The organism is Lentihominibacter sp. (assembly GCF_046951855.1).
In the GTDB taxonomy this organism is placed as follows: Bacteria; Bacillota; Clostridia; order Peptostreptococcales; family Anaerovoracaceae; genus Lentihominibacter; species Lentihominibacter hominis.
On sequence record NZ_JBKTXS010000033.1, the window covers coordinates 1 to 16,252 of the forward strand.

At 38.9% G+C, this 16,252-nt stretch carries 18 protein-coding genes and 1 other annotated feature; of the genes, 12 read left to right on the top strand and 6 right to left on the bottom strand.

Going from position 1 to position 16,252, the window contains the following annotated elements:
- The coding region (locus tag ACLR96_RS08490) for a VWA containing CoxE family protein (RefSeq protein WP_412265599.1) at nt 1–993 on the top strand (993 nt) is incomplete at its 5' end.
- A gap of 191 nt (nt 994–1,184) precedes the next feature.
- Here the strand turns inward: ACLR96_RS08490 and hcp are convergent.
- The 3 genes from hcp to ACLR96_RS08505 form a co-directional block, all read right to left on the bottom strand.
- Nucleotides 1,185–2,858 (bottom strand): hydroxylamine reductase, encoded by a 1,674-nt coding sequence (gene hcp / locus ACLR96_RS08495; protein WP_177269435.1) that lies wholly within the window; start codon nt 2,856–2,858, stop codon nt 1,185–1,187.
- 201 nt (nt 2,859–3,059) lie between these two features.
- Nucleotides 3,060–3,722 (bottom strand): transcriptional repressor LexA, encoded by a 663-nt coding sequence (gene lexA / locus ACLR96_RS08500; RefSeq protein WP_412265601.1) that lies wholly within the window; start codon nt 3,720–3,722, stop codon nt 3,060–3,062.
- Nucleotides 3,723–3,837: 115 nt separating this feature from the next.
- Nucleotides 3,838–5,265, bottom strand: a complete 1,428-nt coding sequence (locus tag ACLR96_RS08505) for an aldehyde dehydrogenase family protein (RefSeq protein WP_177269433.1) — start codon at nt 5,263–5,265, stop codon at nt 3,838–3,840.
- A gap of 178 nt (nt 5,266–5,443) precedes the next feature.
- On the opposite strand from ACLR96_RS08505, the gene trxA reads away from it, so the two are divergent.
- Together trxA and ACLR96_RS08515 are read left to right on the top strand one after the other, a co-directional pair.
- On the top strand, nt 5,444–5,764 hold the full coding sequence (trxA, locus tag ACLR96_RS08510) for a thioredoxin (protein WP_346727714.1): 321 nt from the start codon (nt 5,444–5,446) through the stop codon (nt 5,762–5,764).
- Nucleotides 5,765–5,815: 51 nt separating this feature from the next.
- Complete coding sequence (locus ACLR96_RS08515) at nt 5,816–6,205, top strand: desulfoferrodoxin family protein (RefSeq protein WP_177269429.1); 390 nt, start codon at nt 5,816–5,818, stop codon at nt 6,203–6,205.
- Between the two features lie 44 nt (nt 6,206–6,249).
- Here the strand turns inward: ACLR96_RS08515 and ACLR96_RS08520 are convergent, their stop codons facing one another.
- Nucleotides 6,250–6,477 carry an RDAC family protein gene (locus ACLR96_RS08520; protein WP_177269427.1) on the bottom strand — a complete coding sequence of 76 codons (228 nt, stop codon included), beginning with the start codon at nt 6,475–6,477 and terminating at the stop codon, nt 6,250–6,252.
- 322 nt (nt 6,478–6,799) lie between these two features.
- Nucleotides 6,800–6,949 (top strand) — a sequence feature (ribosomal protein L20 leader region).
- A 66-nt stretch (nt 6,950–7,015) separates the two neighbouring features.
- Here ACLR96_RS08520 and infC point away from each other — a divergent pair.
- Genes infC through rplT form a run of 3 tightly spaced genes read left to right on the top strand, consistent with a single transcriptional unit; the run spans nt 7,016 to nt 8,110 of the window.
- Entirely contained in the window at nt 7,016–7,516 is a 501-nt protein-coding gene (gene infC / locus ACLR96_RS08525; protein WP_177269425.1) for a translation initiation factor IF-3, read from the top strand.
- 27 nt (nt 7,517–7,543) lie between these two features.
- Nucleotides 7,544–7,744 (top strand): 50S ribosomal protein L35, encoded by a 201-nt coding sequence (gene rpmI, locus ACLR96_RS08530; RefSeq protein ID WP_177269423.1) that lies wholly within the window; start codon nt 7,544–7,546, stop codon nt 7,742–7,744.
- 12 nt (nt 7,745–7,756) lie between these two features.
- The gene (gene rplT / locus ACLR96_RS08535) at nt 7,757–8,110 is read left to right on the top strand and encodes a 50S ribosomal protein L20 (RefSeq protein WP_177269421.1); all 354 of its coding nucleotides are present in this window, start codon (nt 7,757–7,759) and stop codon (nt 8,108–8,110) included.
- A gap of 133 nt (nt 8,111–8,243) precedes the next feature.
- On the opposite strand, the gene ACLR96_RS08540 is transcribed toward rplT, so the two are convergent.
- Nucleotides 8,244–9,905 carry a carboxylesterase family protein gene (locus ACLR96_RS08540; protein WP_177269419.1) on the bottom strand — a complete coding sequence of 554 codons (1,662 nt, stop codon included), beginning with the start codon at nt 9,903–9,905 and terminating at the stop codon, nt 8,244–8,246.
- Between the two features lie 113 nt (nt 9,906–10,018).
- Nucleotides 10,019–10,987, bottom strand: coding sequence for a LuxR C-terminal-related transcriptional regulator (locus tag ACLR96_RS08545; protein WP_177269417.1), 969 nt, complete (start codon nt 10,985–10,987; stop codon nt 10,019–10,021).
- Between the two features lie 153 nt (nt 10,988–11,140).
- Here ACLR96_RS08545 and ACLR96_RS08550 point away from each other — a divergent pair, with 153 nt between their 5' ends.
- From ACLR96_RS08550 to ACLR96_RS08575, 6 genes are all read left to right on the top strand, one after another.
- Complete coding sequence (locus tag ACLR96_RS08550; protein WP_177269415.1) at nt 11,141–11,983, top strand: sigma-E processing peptidase SpoIIGA; 843 nt, start codon at nt 11,141–11,143, stop codon at nt 11,981–11,983.
- A gap of 13 nt (nt 11,984–11,996) precedes the next feature.
- Entirely contained in the window at nt 11,997–12,698 is a 702-nt protein-coding gene (sigE, locus tag ACLR96_RS08555; RefSeq protein ID WP_177269413.1) for an RNA polymerase sporulation sigma factor SigE, read from the top strand.
- A gap of 121 nt (nt 12,699–12,819) precedes the next feature.
- Nucleotides 12,820–13,761 (top strand): N-acetyl-gamma-glutamyl-phosphate reductase, encoded by a 942-nt coding sequence (gene argC / locus ACLR96_RS08560; RefSeq protein WP_177269411.1) that lies wholly within the window; start codon nt 12,820–12,822, stop codon nt 13,759–13,761.
- A gap of 2 nt (nt 13,762–13,763) precedes the next feature.
- Entirely contained in the window at nt 13,764–14,993 is a 1,230-nt protein-coding gene (argJ, locus tag ACLR96_RS08565; protein WP_177269409.1) for a bifunctional glutamate N-acetyltransferase/amino-acid acetyltransferase ArgJ, read from the top strand.
- Between the two features lie 2 nt (nt 14,994–14,995).
- On the top strand, nt 14,996–15,886 hold the full coding sequence (gene argB, locus ACLR96_RS08570; protein WP_177269407.1) for an acetylglutamate kinase: 891 nt from the start codon (nt 14,996–14,998) through the stop codon (nt 15,884–15,886).
- The coding region (locus ACLR96_RS08575; protein ID WP_412265609.1) for an aminotransferase class III-fold pyridoxal phosphate-dependent enzyme at nt 15,879–16,252 on the top strand (374 nt) is incomplete at its 3' end. The genes argB and ACLR96_RS08575, both read left to right, overlap by 8 nt.

Sequence of the window (16,252 nt, forward strand, 5' to 3'; positions counted from 1 at the left end):
AATGTACAGACTCCTGAGGATCTTCCCGAAGAGTTTTGGGAGTGGCTTAACGAAAGTGATCATCAGAGGCCTATTGACGATAAAGGTACCGGTGATGAATTTCCAAAGGAGCTGGAAGAACTTCTGGAAATGTTTGAGGAACGCATCAAGGAGCAGAAAGAAAAGCATGACGGAGGCTGTTATTGGATCGGTACCGGCGGAACTTCAGTTATGGGGCGGGGTGGATTTCATACCAGCGGCATAAGGACCGGTGGACCGAGCCGCCACAAATCTGCCGTTCAGGTGGCCGGAGAACGAAATTTTAAGGACTTTCGGCAGGATAAGATTTTGGATATAAGGCAGTTTCAAATGGCATTCAGGAGATTGAGGCAATATTCCTCAAGGGTTGATGCGCAGGAAACAGAACTCAATATTGATAAGACTATAGACGAAACCTGTGATAATGCAGGAATGCTTAAGATTGTATATGACAAGCCGAGAAAAAATACAGTTAAAGTATTGCTTCTTATAGATTCCGACGGTTCAATGCTGCCTTACAGCAGATTATGTAACAGGCTTTTCCAGGCTGTCAGTCAGGCTAATCATTTTAAAGATTTGAAGATATATTATTTTCATAATTGTATATATGATCATCTATATACCACCCCTTATTGTAAAAAGGGTGAGTGGATAGAAACTGACTGGGTTTTGAGAAATCTTGATAGTGAATATAAGGTGATTTTTGTTGGGGATGCTGCAATGGCGCCCTCTGAGCTTTATAAAAAGGGAGGGAATTCTTATATTGGTCTTTGGAATGAAGAACCGGGTATAGCATGGCTGGAGAAGTTTAAGAGAAGATATAAGAAACAGGTATGGCTTAACCCTATAGACAAAAGTACGTGGGAATGGATGTATGGAGCTAAAACCATAAATGCTATATCAGAGATATTTCCGATGTTCGAACTTTCATTGGATGGCTTAGAAGCAGGAATAAAGAAACTGCTGGTGAAATAAACGCCAGTTGTTAAACAGAAAATAAAAAGTAGGGCTGCCTCATTAAAGTTTTTTATCTTTAATGAGACAGCCTTATCTTTTAAAGAAATATTGATTTATGGTATTGATAAAATAAAATCGATTCAGATTTTAAAAATAATGGAAGAAATGAATTTAGTTTTTGTTCGTAAAATTTATTGTCATTGAGAAAATCATATATTTTGCTTCAGACATGTTTTTATATCATCTTTAGCACTGCTTATAAGTTTCAGATCAAAAGTATCGCTAAGATATTGCAGTACATTGGGACTGAGGAATGCAGGCAGTGTAGGTCCCAGATAGATGTTTTTAATTCCCAGACTCAAAAGTGCCAGCAGTACGGCGACAGCTTTTTGTTCATACCATGAGATTATGAATGACAGAGGAAGTCCGTTTATGTCTGTATCAAAAGCATCGGAAAGAGCAGTTGCTATGCGCACAGCAGAATAGGAATCGTTGCATTGACCTACATCAAGGAGTCTTGGAAGTCCTGCGGTTTCACCGAAATCAAGTTTGTTGAATCTATATTTTCCGCATGCCAATGTTAATATCATGCAATCTTTTGGAACCATTTCTGCAAATTCAGTATAGTAATTACGTCCCGGTCTTGCACCGTCGCAGCCGCCGATGAGGAAGAAATGTTTCACATCGCCCTTATGGACAGCTGCAACTATTTTTTCAGCATATCCTAATGTCGCATGATGCCCGAATCCTACAAGTATTTCTTTTGATTCCTGATCTTCTTTGAATCCTCCAAGTTTTATCGCCTGTTGTATTATTTCACTGAAATCTTTTTCTCCGTTTGACTTCTTTTCTATGTGTTTTACACCTTCCCACCCTACTACGTTAGTACTGTAGATTCTGTCTTTATATGAATCTCGCGGTCGCATCAGACAATTTGTAGTCATGAGGATACATCCTGGTATATTGTCAAATTCTTTCTGCTGATCCTGCCATGCTCCGCCAAAATTTCCTACAAGATGAGAGTATTTTTTTAGTCCTTTATAACCATGTGCGGGAAGCATTTCGCCGTGTGTGTAAATGTTTATTCCTTTTCCCTCTGTTTGTTTCAGAAGCATTTCCAGATCTTTCAGGTCATGTCCGGAAACGATGATGAAAGGACCTTTTTTAATTTTTATATTTACTTTGTGAGGAGATGGATTTTCATATACTTCTGTATTTGCATCGTCAAGGATTTTCATGACTTCTACAGCAATCTCTCCTGTTTTCATGGTCATCCTTATCATTTCATCTGCTGTTAGCGTGTCGTCGGTAGTAGATTCAAGAGCTGTAATATAAAAATCATCCACCTGATCGCTGTAATATCCCAGCTCTCTGGCCTGATGTCCATATGCGCTGATACCTTTGAGTCCATAAAGAATGGTCTGACGAAGTGAACGTATATCGGGATCAAGGGACTGATCGTACATAATCCCTGCTATTTGAGAGTCTTTGAGCATTTCACTTTTGGCGGACGGAAGATCATAGGTAGCATGTGAAGTAGGGCTATTAATTTTGCCTACAAGATTTCTGAGCCTTTCTTTTATTTTCTGAGATTCTTTAAGGAGTCTAACGTGATCTTCGGCATTAAAATTTACATTTGTTAGAGTGGTAAAAAGTGCATTCTCGATGAAGCTGACGATGTCTTTGTCTATATGATCCCCTTGATCAATCAGTTTTTTTCCATAGCAGCTTATTCCTTTTATCTGGAAAATAAGAAGGTCCTGCAGGTTGGCTATCTCAGGTGTTTTGCCGCATATCCCTAATTTAGTACAGCCTTTTCCGTTGGCAGTCTGTTCACACTGGTAACAGAACATTTCATAATTAAGATCCATATTGTTGTTCATTTTTTGTCTCCGTTCAAATTATTTTTTTCTTATTTTGTGCAGTAATATTGAAGATAATCGTTTATATTTAAATTTTTGATATATAGAGATACAAAAAATATCGTGCTGATTGTTTTTATGGATGTATATAATATCGCTGATAATGTTTTATGTATAATAAAAAGTCTGTTATGATCATAACAGACTTTTATAAAAGATTTATTAAAAATATCTAAAGACTCCTTTTACTTTTCCCAGTATTTTTACGTCTTGAACAATGATGGGACTCATAGAGGAATTTTCCGGCTGGAGTCTTATATGATCGTTTTCTTTATAAAAAGTTTTGACCGTGGCTTCGCTTTCAAATCCGTCCACCATAGCTACAATTATTTCTCCGTTTCTGGCTGTGTTCTGCTGTTCTACTAATATATAATCCCCATCCATTATACCGGCTTCGATCATACTCTCGCCTCTCACTGTAAGCATAAAGCTGGGATTGTTTCCTACGAATCTTGCGGGAACCGGAAAACTGTCTTCCACATTCTGCTCAGCAAGAATAGGAGTGCCTGCGGCTATTCTGCCCACAAGAGGTACCTCTATGATTTCGGCGCGGGATACTTCTCTGTTTACTGTGTTGCTGTCTGACATTTCATGTTTATCGTGAGAATCAGTTTGTCCGATGTCTACGAGCATTAGGGCTCTTGGCTTGGAAGGATCTTTCTTTATATAACCTTGTTTTACAAGGTTTGAGATATCCTTATGAACTGTAGATGTGGATTTGATATCCAGTGCAGAACATATTTCACGGACAGTAGGAGGGTAGCCTTTTTCTCTTATTTCAGCTCTCATGTAATTTAAGATGTTTTGTTCTCGTTCTTTTAACATGCGAATATCCTCCTTGTTTATGAGAACATTTTATCATAAAAAGAACAAAAAGTAAACACATGTTTTCTGCTGAGCTGAAAAGAGTATAATGCTTCAGCGTTTTGTCGCTGCATGATTAGGCATCTACTTTTGCAATAATATCTGCATTTATGAAGTCTTTGAGTGATTCAGGTTTCCAGTTGGGAATCTGTCTTGAAACATAAGTGTAATTCAAGAGATCTTTATATGTAACATTATGAGATACACTGTTGCCTCCCCATGTACCACATCCCAGTGTAAGTGAGACTGGATATCCACAGTTCCATCCTCCTGAATTAGTGAGACATTGCGGCTGATTTACTACTACTTTAGTTACCGGAACCGCAGAGGCAAGCTTATCTACATCAGCGGGATCATCAGTATGTATACCACAGCTGTGACCTTTTCCCTGATATTCCAGTGTAGATAGCATTTTGTTGATAGCATCGTCAAGGTTTTTTGCTTTCTGGATACCGGATACAGGAGAGAGCTTTTCTCCCGTAAATGGATGTTGGAGGCCGAAGCCATTAAATTCTTCCACCATTATGACTTTTGTTCCTGAGGGCACTTCAAGTCTTGCAAGGGCAGCTATATCTTCAGCACTTTGAGCAATGACAGCACGGTTGAGTACGTGATCATCAGGTGAGTTTGGCCACAATGTTTTTTGAAGTTTTGCTTTTTCTTCAGAACCTTCTTTACATAGGAAAGCTCCGTGATTTTCCATTGCTTTTATGAAATCATCATAGCAGTTGTCAAATACTATGATGTTATTTTCCGTAGAGCATGATGTTGAATTATCGTATGCTTTTGACAAACAGATCATTTCAGCTACTTTATCCATAGGTGTTTTGCCTGTTACTATAGATACGCAGTTTCCCACACCTACTCCAATGGCAGGTGTGCCGGAAGAGTAGGCTGCTTTGACGAGGGCTTCGCCTCCGGTGGCAAGGATAAAATCACATTGCGTCATCAGCTCTTGTGATACTTCAAGCTTAACCCATTCACAGTGACAGGTTTGAACCAGATCTTCAGGGTATCCAAGCTTTTTGATGGTGGCTCTTATCTCATTGACTATAGCGAGATTGAGCTTTCTGCATTTGGGGTGTGGAGCCAGGATTATGGCATTTCTTGTTTTCAGAGCCATGTTGGCTTTTATGATAGGAGTAGCTTCTCCATTGGTCACAGGCATGATTCCGGCAATAACTCCCATAGGTTTAGCCCATTTTTGAATGCCGGTTTCTTTATTGTCATCGAGAAGGCCTACTGATTTTTTATCTTTCATCTGAAGATAAGATCCCCAGACTTTTCCGTATATTTTAGAAATTTTATCTTCCGATATGCCCATTTTGGATTCCTCTACAAGCATTTCAGCAAACATTTTGGTTTTTTCGGGTTTTGTAAGGCTGTATGTTACCGCTGCTGTCAGAAGATCAACATCTTCCTGTGTGAAGTTATTGGCGTATTTTTGAGCCTTTCTTGCCTTTTTGACCAGTTCTGCGACATAGTCGTGTGCATTCATTGACATTTTTAAAGACCTCCTTAATGGTATAGAAAATACTGTACAATATTGATTTTATTATATTTTAACAAAAATAACTTTACAAGGAAAATGATCATATTTTTACCTTGATAGTCCAGATTATATATGTTATATTAGCATTAATGATATTAAAAAAATCGGATAAAATAAGCAGGAAAGGAAAGTGATAATTATGGAGATCATAAAAATAACAAAAGATAATTTTGAAAAAGAAGTAAAAGAATCGAAACAGCCGGTACTGGTTGATTTCTGGGCGGCATGGTGCGGCCCTTGTATGATGCAGGGTCCTGTTATGGATGAGATTGCAGATGAATACAAAAACATAAAAGTGGGAAAAATCAATATCGATGAAGAGCAGGCGTTAGCCATGAAATTTGGGGTCACCAGCATACCTACTTTGGTATATTTTAAAAATGGAGAAATTGCTGAGACATTGATTGGCCTGCGGTCGAAAGAGCAGATTGCAGAAGCTCTGGGACTGTAGGATGAGCTCTATTGCCTGCTTTTTATCAAAAAATAAAAAGGGGTATTTGATATGGATCCAAAGTTTTTAATGTGTAAAAAATGTGGAAGTACCATAACTTTTCTGACAGGCGAGGGAGATGACGTAAAATGTTGTGGGGATGAAATGGTAAGGTTGCATGCTTCTGAGACAGACGGCGCCAAGGAAAAACATGTTCCTAAGGTGAAAAAGCAGGAAGGTGCTGTAAGAGTTGATGTCGGAGAGATCAGCCATCCTATGGAAGACGATCATTTTATAGAATGGATATATCTTCAGACGAAAAGGGGCGGACAGTTTGCAAGACTTAAGGCAGGTGAAGAACCACGGGCTACGTTTGGAGTTTCGGCGGAAGTTCCGGGAGATGAAGCCATTGCTGTTTTTGCATACTGCAATAAGCACGGCCTCTGGAAAATGGGACTGTAATCAAAAAAAGATCCTTCATTAAAAAGAAGAAGGATCTTTTTTCATTATTCATTTTGAGCTTCTACTGTAAATTCCAAACCGTTTTCGGAATATACGGCTTTCAGATTCATATCGGAAAAATAGTTTTCAATATATTTGCGTAAATCATCATTTTTTTCTTCAAGAGAGAAAAACTGACCTCCGCATCTGTCATGAAAATGCAGGTGCATGGAAAAGCGTTTGTCAACTTCAGCTTTTAGTTTGCTTACTTCAGAAAAGGGTAATGCATACATGAATAAGAACCTCCTTTTTATTTTTAGTACTTTTCATATGATACCATGTTGATGAAGGGCATTCAAGATATCCCGGAGTGATAGAAATGATATTTAATAGTATCTTCAGTTTTGGAGAAACTATTAAAACAAAGGTGGTGATATGGTGTGGATAATTATGGCCATGGCTGTTATTGCAAGTATTTTTACATCTATAGGGCTGATTATGATAGGATTTTTGATGGTTACAGAATTTCCGGATGAGTGATTTTTCTGTGTGCATTAATAAGAATGCCGGGAAAATTTTCTTGCATATTATCTTTTCATATGATATAGTAATTCAGGTAGAAAGAAGAAGTTATCCGCTTCTCACCTAAGAGCGAAGGCTGTTTGGGTTAATAATAGGCAGATTTTGATTTTACTTTATTAAATGCGGAATCATAATTTATGCGAAAATTGGGGCGGATACATAGATCCGTTTTTTTATTATTCATAAAAACGGCAAGGGGAATTTATTAACGGAGTTTTATGGAGGTATAAGGCAATTAGCAGAGAAGCTATGATAAACGAAGAAATTCGTTCAAAGGAATTAAGAGTTATTGATACAGACGGTAGTCAGCTGGGAATAATGAGCAGGCAAGAAGCGCTTGATATATCGGAGGAAAAGAAGCTCGATTTGGTTTGTATTTCACCGAAAGCCAATCCGCCTGTTTGTAAGATTCTCGATTATGGAAAGTATAAGTATGAGCTTCAGAAGAAGGAAAAGGAAGCGAAGAAAAAGCAGAAGACTACTCAGGTCAAGGAGATCAGACTGTCAACATTCATAGAGGATCATGACATAATGGTTAAAGCTAAAACAGGTTCAAAATTCCTTAAGGATGGAGATAAACTGAAGGTGAGTCTGAGATTCAGAGGAAGAGAAAAGGATTATGTCGCAAGAGGGATGGAAGTAATGAACAAGTTTGCCGAAGCCGTTTCAGAAGTGGGTGACATCGATAGGAAACCTAATTTTGAAGGCAGAAGTCTTACTATGATTCTTACGCCGAAAAATGATAAATAAATTTAATAAGTAGGAGGATAATACGTCATGGCAAAGCAGAAAATGAAGTCTCACAGAGGCGCATCCAAGAGATTCAAGATAACAGGTTCAGGAAAAGTAAAGAGAAATAAAGCATATAAGAGCCATATTCTTACGAAGAAAAGCCAAAAGAGAAAGAGAGGCCTGAGAAAGGCTACGACTCTGACAAGCGCAGATCTTAAAAGAATAAAAGCGATATTAAGCAAGTAAGGAGGTAGCAAGATGGCAAGAGTAAAAAAAGGTGTAAATGCACATAAGAGACATAAAAAAGTTTTAAAAATGGCTAAAGGGTACTACGGTGCCAAGAGCAAGACTTTCAAGGCAGCTAAACCCGCTACTATGAGAGCTCTCCGTTCTGCTTATATAGGGAGAAAGAATAAGAAGAGAGAATACAGAAGGTTATGGATTGCGAGAATCAATGCTGCAGCAAGAATGAATGATATTTCATACAGCAGATTGATGAACGGGCTTAAGAAATCAAATATTGAAATAAACAGAAAAATGCTTTCAGAAATGGCTATCCACGATCCCGCGGCTTTCGCTAAGATCTGCGATACCGCAAAAAAGGCTCTTTAGAAACAAATAATATACAAGCAGATTATAGAGGTCAATTTATAGACCTCTATTTTTATTGTTGAAATTAAAGATAGAGTTTTATATAGAAAGGATTGTTTGCGTTGTTTATGCAAGCAATCCTTTTGAGGCAAGTTTAGTTTTCTGTACCATATGGTGTAAGCTGTCTCATATAGTCTATTATGTCACCTCTGTAGTCGCTCTTACAGCTCCATTTACCGGTGGAATTTATTATCATATTGTATTTGTGTTCTTCATCATATGGTGTCCACTTGGGAATTAAATCGTTGTTAGGATTGCCTGTCTTGGCAAAATGATACACCATAGACTGGGCTTTGGATATCATTTCATCAGACATAAGATCCGGATCACCGGTAAGTTCGGTATATCCGTCTTTACAGCCGAATTCAAAACACAGATCCATACAGTGAAGTGCTCTGCCATAAGGAGAGACTTCTGCTGAATCACCACTGTATTCAATGACACTTTTCATATCAGGCGCATATTCCCAGTAATAAAGATAGGTATTTTGATTGTATTTTGATTGAGTCTCGGCAATCATCTGAGTAGGGTAATTGAAATAGATTTCATTATACATATCCATAGCTTGTTTTACCGGATCATCACCCATTGTAAGGAAAGTGTCGTAGAATCCTTCTTTTTCCACTCCGTAATATCTGCCATAAGCATCGGATCTCATTGTATCTGTCTCTACCATATAATCGTATATTGACTGTGGGTCGGATATAGCCTCCGAGATACTGTTGTCCCAGTCGACAGCATTCCAATCCTCTTCGCCATTGGTGCCGCCTATAAGAAGGTCTATATCTGAAGCGACTCCATTTTGAAGATCTTCCCACCATGTTTCGGATACGATTCTGCCGTCTGCGCATTTAAGACCGGGGTGTACTCTGCCAAGGCGGTCTACGATGTCTGATATGTTTTCAGAGATATTTTTATCCGTCAAGGCTGCAGCTTCTTCTACTGTTCTCACCCCAAGCATTTCAAATATTATTTTGGAATTTTCTGTTACGGTTTCTTTTGATACTGCTTCTCTTGATTGGGTTCCGCTGTTGATGATAGCTCTGTTGAAATATTTGTGAGTACTTTGATCTGCCATAAGCATTTCCACAGCGCCTCCGCCTGCGGACTGTCCCATGATAGTTACGTTCTCAGGATCACCGCCGAATGCAGAGATGTTTTGGTTTATCCATTTTAAAGCTTGCGTCTGATCAAGCTTGCTTAAGTTTATAGCATCGGCATATTCATCTGTATATCCTTCCAGTACGGACATATCCACACCGGACATTATAGACATTCTGTAGTTGATGGTAACAAATACACAGTCTTCTCCTTCCGGAAGGCTTCTGATAAAGTATTCTCCGTCATAAGAAGGATCGGATGTTCCTCCCCATATACAACTGCCTCCATGGATAAACATTATTACAGGCTTATCCTTTGTTTCTGTATCTTTGGTCCATACATTAAGGAACAGGCAATCCTGTGAGCATGGGTCCTGAGATGCTGTTTCCACTTCATCGTAGGGCTGGATACAGTTATAACCGAAGGATGTAGCCTTTATTTCATCTTCTGCAGTTGTTTTAACATCTGTAGCTGCTTTAAAAGGCTCCATATTTCCGTATCGTATACCTAAAAATTCATCAATTCCCTCATTTTGCTGCCCTATATACGTTCCGGATGGTGCCTTTGCAACAGTCTGTGATTCGCCGCATCCGGAAAGGCTCATGCCAAAAGATAGGGTAAGACCTGCAAAAAACATTATTAATATCCTGTTCATTCTTTGCCTCCTTTCAAAAACATTTAATATGTTTTTAAAATAAAAACTTTTATTGCAGATTATTATAATTTACTGATAAAAATTTTGATATAGTACGACAGTACAGTTTTTGATCAGAGCTTGATTTTTTTGATCAGTTCATATCTGTTTTTAACATTTAGTTTTTTATATATATGTGAGAGATGTTGTTTTACGGTACTCTCGGATATATATAGTTTTTTTGCTATATCGGGATTGCTGAGGCCGCTGCAGGCGATGCTCAGCAATTCAAGTTCACGTGATGTCAGTTTGTATTTTCTGCCGACAGATTCTAAGGTCTCTTCACCAGTGATTCCCAGAATTTCAGGCATATAATAGTTTGCTCTGAATTCATTTTTCCTTGACACCATATAAAGGGTCAGGATACACATTGCCGCATAGAAAATATGGGCGGGATCGAAACTTGAAAACAGTATTTGGTTGGGAACCTCATCAAGGCAGGATATTATATCCCAGTTGGTGATATAAATCATGTAGATTACGAGGAATGAGGAAAAGAGCAGAACCCATTTTCTTTGCCGTTCTCCTTTCATTTTGAAGATTCCGTAGAAAATAAAAAATATACCTATGAGGATTAATGTTATATCGAATGTACAGTTGATATATAAAAGGATCTCAGAAGTTTTCTTTTGAGTGAGGCCTAATACAGACGGACTGAATTTGGCCATAAGGTTAAGAACATCCACAGTTATGCCGTATATGGCTGTGTATATGCAGAATCCTTTGATTCTGATAATATATGGATTTCCTGATATTGTGACTATGGCTGCGAGCCAAGAGGCTGCGATAAAGAAATAAGCCACATCTGAAAGAGTTGTAAGAGTATAGAACAGAGGTTTTGTAATATGCAGCTCAGTAAAAAACGTTACAAACATTTCCATTATAGTATAGGCAAGAAAGGATAAGAGCAGGACAGAGATTGTTTTGTATAGTGAACCTTCTCTCTTGACGGAAAATCTTACATATAACGTAGCGGCAACGGTGCAAGTTATTATGGTAAACACATAGAAAACCATACTTGTAAACATAGATAGTATTATCATTTCATCCTCCAATAATATTACAGATATTATTGCTTTTTAATATTTTTTTTGCAAGGCTTTTTTGTTTTGACAATCTCTCTTTTCGACAAATTGCGATGATTAAACAATATATAATCCTAATTACCATCGTTTTTACATAAAGGAATTTTACGGGTGAAAAAATTGATAGTATACGGGGAGATTCTCTTCATAGAGAATTTCGTAATAGGGTGCGTGCTTCTTTACATAACAGCTGAGATTTTTAAAGTCAGATTCACTGTTTTAAAGGATAAGATCAGATTTGTTTTAGGCGGTGTAATGTGCGGCATTTTTTCCATGGAAATATTTTTGCCACTGCCAATGTATTTTACGGTTATATCCGAGATAATGTTTGCCTTTGCTGTATGTTTTGTTGTATTAGGTAAAGAGCGTATATGGAAGAAAGCTCTGACCATGATTCTTGTGACATATTTTATGGGAGGCCTTACAATGGGGCTTTTGCTGATAACTCAAAACCCCGGTATATATACAGCTTCGGGAATATACACAGGAGATATGAAAGCTGCCTTTTTAGCTCTTTTTATCGGTATGGGTACATTCACTGCTAAGCAAATAATGAAAACTGTGGCAAGCAGGAAGTTTTATGAGGAACATGTTTTTGATGTAAAGATATTTATCGGAGATGAAGTCTTTGAAACAAAAGGTTTTTTCGACACCGGAAATCAGCTTACAGATCCTATAAACGGAAAACCTGTAGCGGTGGCTCAGGAAAGTCTGTGGAGTAGATTCGAAGATGAGGGCGCTGTCAGTGATGACAGAATAGGCATTGTACCTTACGAGGCAATAGGAACAAAGGGTATAATGATGTCGCTTCGTGTGGATTTTATAGAAATTTCAGGAAGACGGCTCAGGGGAAATGTTATTGCTAAGGGAAGCAGAGAATTCAACATATATGGGAAAGCAGCCAATGGGTGTGAGTTGCTTTTATCCAAAGATATGTCGGACAGGAAAACGTGAAGGGAGAGGAATAATGATAAGGAAATTGATGTTATGGCTGAGGCTGAAATTTTTAAACAAGAAAAATAAAGTTTTTTACATAGGAGGTAATGATACGCTGCCGCCTCCTCTCTCTGCAGAGGAAGAACATAAGGCCATACTGGGATTTATGGCGGGAAGTAAAATAGACAGAGATCTGCTGATAGAACATAATCTTAGACTGGTGGTCTATATAGCAAAGAAGTTTGAAAGTGCAGGTGTGAATGTGGAAGATCTTATTTCCATAGGAACCATAGGATTGATAAAGGCTGTTAATACCTTTAAGATAGAAAAGAATATAAAACTGGCTACATATGCATCAAGGTGTATAGAAAATGAGATTCTTATGTATCTGAGAAGAAATAATAAAATAAAGGGGGAAGTATCTTTAGATGAGCCTCTCAATGTGGACTGGGATGGAAACGAGCTTCTTCTTTCTGATATATTAGGTACAGAAAGTGATGAGGTCTATGGGCATATAGAAGAGGAAGTGAATAAAAGCCTTTTGGGATATGCTATGGATAAACTGACAGGAAGAGAGCGTGAAATAGTGGAAATGAGATTTGGTCTTGCCGGAGGCAGAGAATTGACTCAAAAGGAAGTTGCCGATAAAATGGGAATATCGCAGTCATATATTTCAAGACTGGAAAAAAAGATAATAGGAAGGCTGCAAAAGGAAATAAAAAAATTAGGATAAAGTGGTAAAAAAATATTGAAATAAACTATATACTGGTGTATCATAAAAAACATAGTGAATAAATATGCTGTACAATTAATAAAAATTCAAACAAGCAACATGAAATCGGAGGCATTAATTTATGAAATATAAAGTATTTATTGACGGTGCGGAAGGCACTACAGGGTTAAAGATACATCAATATTTTCAAAAACGCGATGATATAGAAGTATTAAAAATAGATTCAGATAAGCGTAAGGACTTAGAGGAAAGATTGGCATTGATAAAAAAAGCCGATGTTTCCTTTTTGTGTCTGCCTGACTCTGCCGCAAGAGAAATTGCGGATGCAGCGCCTGCGGAATGCAGGATACTTGATACATCTACTGCTCACAGAACTGATCTTTCATGGGTATATGGAATGCCGGAACTTTGTCCGCAGCAGAGAGATATGATAAAAGAAAGCAACAGGGTGGCTGTGCCCGGGTGTCATGCAACAGGAGTCATTTTGCTGATAAAGCCGTTACTTGAAGCAGGTATTATATCGGCGGACTATCCTTTCTCCGCTACTTCACTTACAGGCTACAGCGGAGGCGGAAAAAAAATGATAGCACAGTATGAGGCAGGAGATAGGCAAAGAGGCAATATGGGAGGGCAGGATATTCTATGCAGTCCGAGACAGTATGGAATATCGCAGACACATAAGCATCTTCCGGAAATCCTGTCGGCAACGGGAATCAGTACACCGCCTGCATTTATGCCTATAGTTGGAGATTACTACAGCGGCATGGAGGTGATTGTACCTGTTAAAATCAGCGGTGCATCAAAAACGGATGTAGAAAAAATAATGTCGGATTATTATGAAGGGCAGCCCTTAGTGAAAGTAAAAGAATCTCTTGATGATGAAGGATTCATAGCAGCGGGAAGGCTGTCAGGATCAAATACACTTGAAATAGCTGTAGAAGGAAACGATGAAAATATATTGCTCATAGCAACTTATGATAATCTGGGCAAAGGCGCGTCGGGAGCTGCGATACAGAATATGAATATTATGCTTGGAATAGATGAAACGAAAGGGTTGATATAGATATGTCAGAGATTATCATAAAGGATATTGAGGGAGGAGTCTGTGCTCCGAAAGGTTTTAAGGCCGCGGGAACAGCCTGTGGTATAAAAGGCAAAACAGATAAAAAAGATCTGGCTCTTATAGTAAGCGATGTCATGTGCAGTGCAGCGGCAGTATATACTACAAACAAAGTTAAGGGAGCGCCTCTTGAAGTTACAAAGCGTAATATTTCCGATGGAAAAGCTATTGCGATAATATGCAACAGCGGTAATGCCAATACATGCGCGCCAAACGGAATAGAGATAGCAGAAAAGACATGTCAGACAGCGGCGGACAGTATAGGCGCTGACAAAGAGGATATAGTGGTTTGTTCCACGGGGGTCATAGGACAGGAGCTTTATATAGAACCCTTTGAGAGGGGTATTCCGGCGCTGATGCAACAACTCAGTTATCAGGGGTCAGCATCTGCCGCAGAAGCCATCATGACTACGGATACGGTTCCAAAGGAGACAGCAGTGGAATTTGTCATAGGAGGAAAGGTATGTAAGATCGGCGGTATAGCGAAGGGTAGCGGAATGATAAATCCCAATATGGCAACCATGCTTTCATTTATAACTTCCGATGTAAGTATATCGCCTGAAATGCTGGACAAGGCGTTGAAAGAAGATGTGAAGACAAGTTACAACCAGATCTGCGTAGACGGAGATACTTCCACCAACGATATGACGGTGGTTCTTGCCAATGGCCTTGCAGGAAATGAGAAGATAGTAAAGGATGGAGATGATTTTGAGGCTTTTAAAGCAGCTCTGTCGAGGGTGACAGTTTATCTGGCAAAGAGACTGGCAAGAGACGGCGAAGGAGCTACAAAGCTTATTGAATGTCGCGTCAGCGGAGCTGCGGACGATATTCAGGCTCGAATCATAAGTAAATCAGTCATAGCTTCAGATCTGCTTAAAGCAGCCATGTTTGGAGCAGACGCTAACTGGGGACGTGTATTGTGTGCAATAGGATATGCTCCCGGAGAATTCAGTACAGAAAACATAGATGTTATTATGGAATCGGATAAAGGCAGCATTCAGGTATGCAGCGGATCGAGACATAAAGAATACAGTGAGGAAAAGGCGTCGCAGATCTTGGCAGAAGAGGAAATCACCATAATTGTAGATATGCACCAGGGAAGCGGCAGTGCTGTGGCGTGGGGATGTGATCTTACATATGATTACGTTAAAATAAACGGAGATTACAGGAGTTAATAATGGTAAGTCAGAAATATTTAGATAAAGCAGAAGTTTTAATAGAGGCTCTTCCATATATACAGCGTTTCAACAGAAAAATAATTGTTGTAAAATATGGCGGCAGTGCTATGATAGATGAGGAGCTTAAAAAAGATGTTATTGAGGATGTAGTGTTGCTTAAGCTGATAGGCTTTAAGCCGATAATAGTTCACGGAGGCGGTAAGGAAATCAGCCGTTGGGTGGACAAGGTGGGAATGGACACCAAGTTTATAAACGGGCTTAGAGTTACTGACGCAGAGACTATGGAGCTGGCGGAGATGGTGCTGGCCAAGGTAAATAAAGAATTGGTGACAAAGATCCAGTCTCTTGGAATAAAGGCGGCGGGTATCAGTGGACAGGACGGAGGTCTTCTTACTGTCAAGAAAAAATATTCAGATGGCAAAGATATCGGATTCGTCGGTGATGTTACTAAAGTAGAACCTAAGATATTGAAAGATCTTCTGGAAAAAGATTTTCTGCCGGTAGTTTTTCCTATAGGATTGGATAGTGAAGGAGTTTCCTATAATATTAATGCTGATGAGGCGGCAAGTTCTATAGCCACAGCTCTCAAGGCTGAAAAGCTGGCATATCTTTCCGATGTTGAGGGTGTCAGGATGGATCCGTCTGATCCCGAATCTGTAATATCGGAACTTTATACTAATGAAGCTAAAGAACTGATAGAAAAAGGTATAATATCAGGAGGAATGCTCCCTAAAATACAAAATTGCATAGACGCTATCAATAAAGGTGTCTCAAGGGTACATATAATGGACGGAAGGATACCTCACGGTCTTCTTCTGGAGATATTTACAAATAAGGGTATAGGAACAGCAATAATCAAAGAAAACGAGGAGAAATACTGGAATGAATAGTAGTGAAATCAAAAAACTTGACAAAGAAAAGATTGTTTCAACGTATAGCAGATATGATCTTGTGGCTGACAGTGGGAAAGGCGCTTGCTGTATTTCCGCAGACGGTAGAAAATATATAGATTTTACAGCGGGAATAGGTGTAAATTCACTGGGCTTTTGTGATGATGGATGGGTTGAAGCCGTAACCTCGCAGCTTAAGAAATTGCAGCATGTATCAAACCTGTTTTATACACAGCCTCAGGTTGAAGTCGCGGATATTCTTACTGCAAGAACAGGTATGAAGAAAGTTTTTTTCGGAAACTCCGGGGCAGAGGCAAACGAGGCGGCTATAAAGACTGCGAGAAAGTATGGAACAGTTAATAAAGG

Bases quoted from the DNA above. Each gene is read 5' to 3' on its own strand.
- argB (WP_177269407.1), top strand. From the start codon at position 14,996: ATGGTAAGTCAGAAATATTTAGATAAAGCAGAAGTTTTAATAGAGGCT.
- argC (WP_177269411.1), top strand. From the start codon at position 12,820: ATGAAATATAAAGTATTTATTGACGGTGCGGAAGGCACTACAGGGTTA.
- ACLR96_RS08540 (WP_177269419.1), bottom strand. From the start codon at position 9,905: ATGAACAGGATATTAATAATGTTTTTTGCAGGTCTTACCCTATCTTTT.
- infC (WP_177269425.1), top strand. From the start codon at position 7,016: ATGATAAACGAAGAAATTCGTTCAAAGGAATTAAGAGTTATTGATACA.
- lexA (WP_412265601.1), bottom strand. From the start codon at position 3,722: ATGTTAAAAGAACGAGAACAAAACATCTTAAATTACATGAGAGCTGAA.
- ACLR96_RS08505 (WP_177269433.1), bottom strand. From the start codon at position 5,265: ATGTCAATGAATGCACACGACTATGTCGCAGAACTGGTCAAAAAGGCA.
- argJ (WP_177269409.1), top strand. From the start codon at position 13,764: ATGTCAGAGATTATCATAAAGGATATTGAGGGAGGAGTCTGTGCTCCG.
- rpmI (WP_177269423.1), top strand. From the start codon at position 7,544: ATGGCAAAGCAGAAAATGAAGTCTCACAGAGGCGCATCCAAGAGATTC.
- ACLR96_RS08515 (WP_177269429.1), top strand. From the start codon at position 5,816: ATGGATCCAAAGTTTTTAATGTGTAAAAAATGTGGAAGTACCATAACT.
- ACLR96_RS08520 (WP_177269427.1), bottom strand. From the start codon at position 6,477: ATGTATGCATTACCCTTTTCTGAAGTAAGCAAACTAAAAGCTGAAGTT.
- sigE (WP_177269413.1), top strand. From the start codon at position 11,997: ATGATAAGGAAATTGATGTTATGGCTGAGGCTGAAATTTTTAAACAAG.
- hcp (WP_177269435.1), bottom strand. From the start codon at position 2,858: ATGAACAACAATATGGATCTTAATTATGAAATGTTCTGTTACCAGTGT.
- ACLR96_RS08545 (WP_177269417.1), bottom strand. From the start codon at position 10,987: ATGATAATACTATCTATGTTTACAAGTATGGTTTTCTATGTGTTTACC.
- rplT (WP_177269421.1), top strand. From the start codon at position 7,757: ATGGCAAGAGTAAAAAAAGGTGTAAATGCACATAAGAGACATAAAAAA.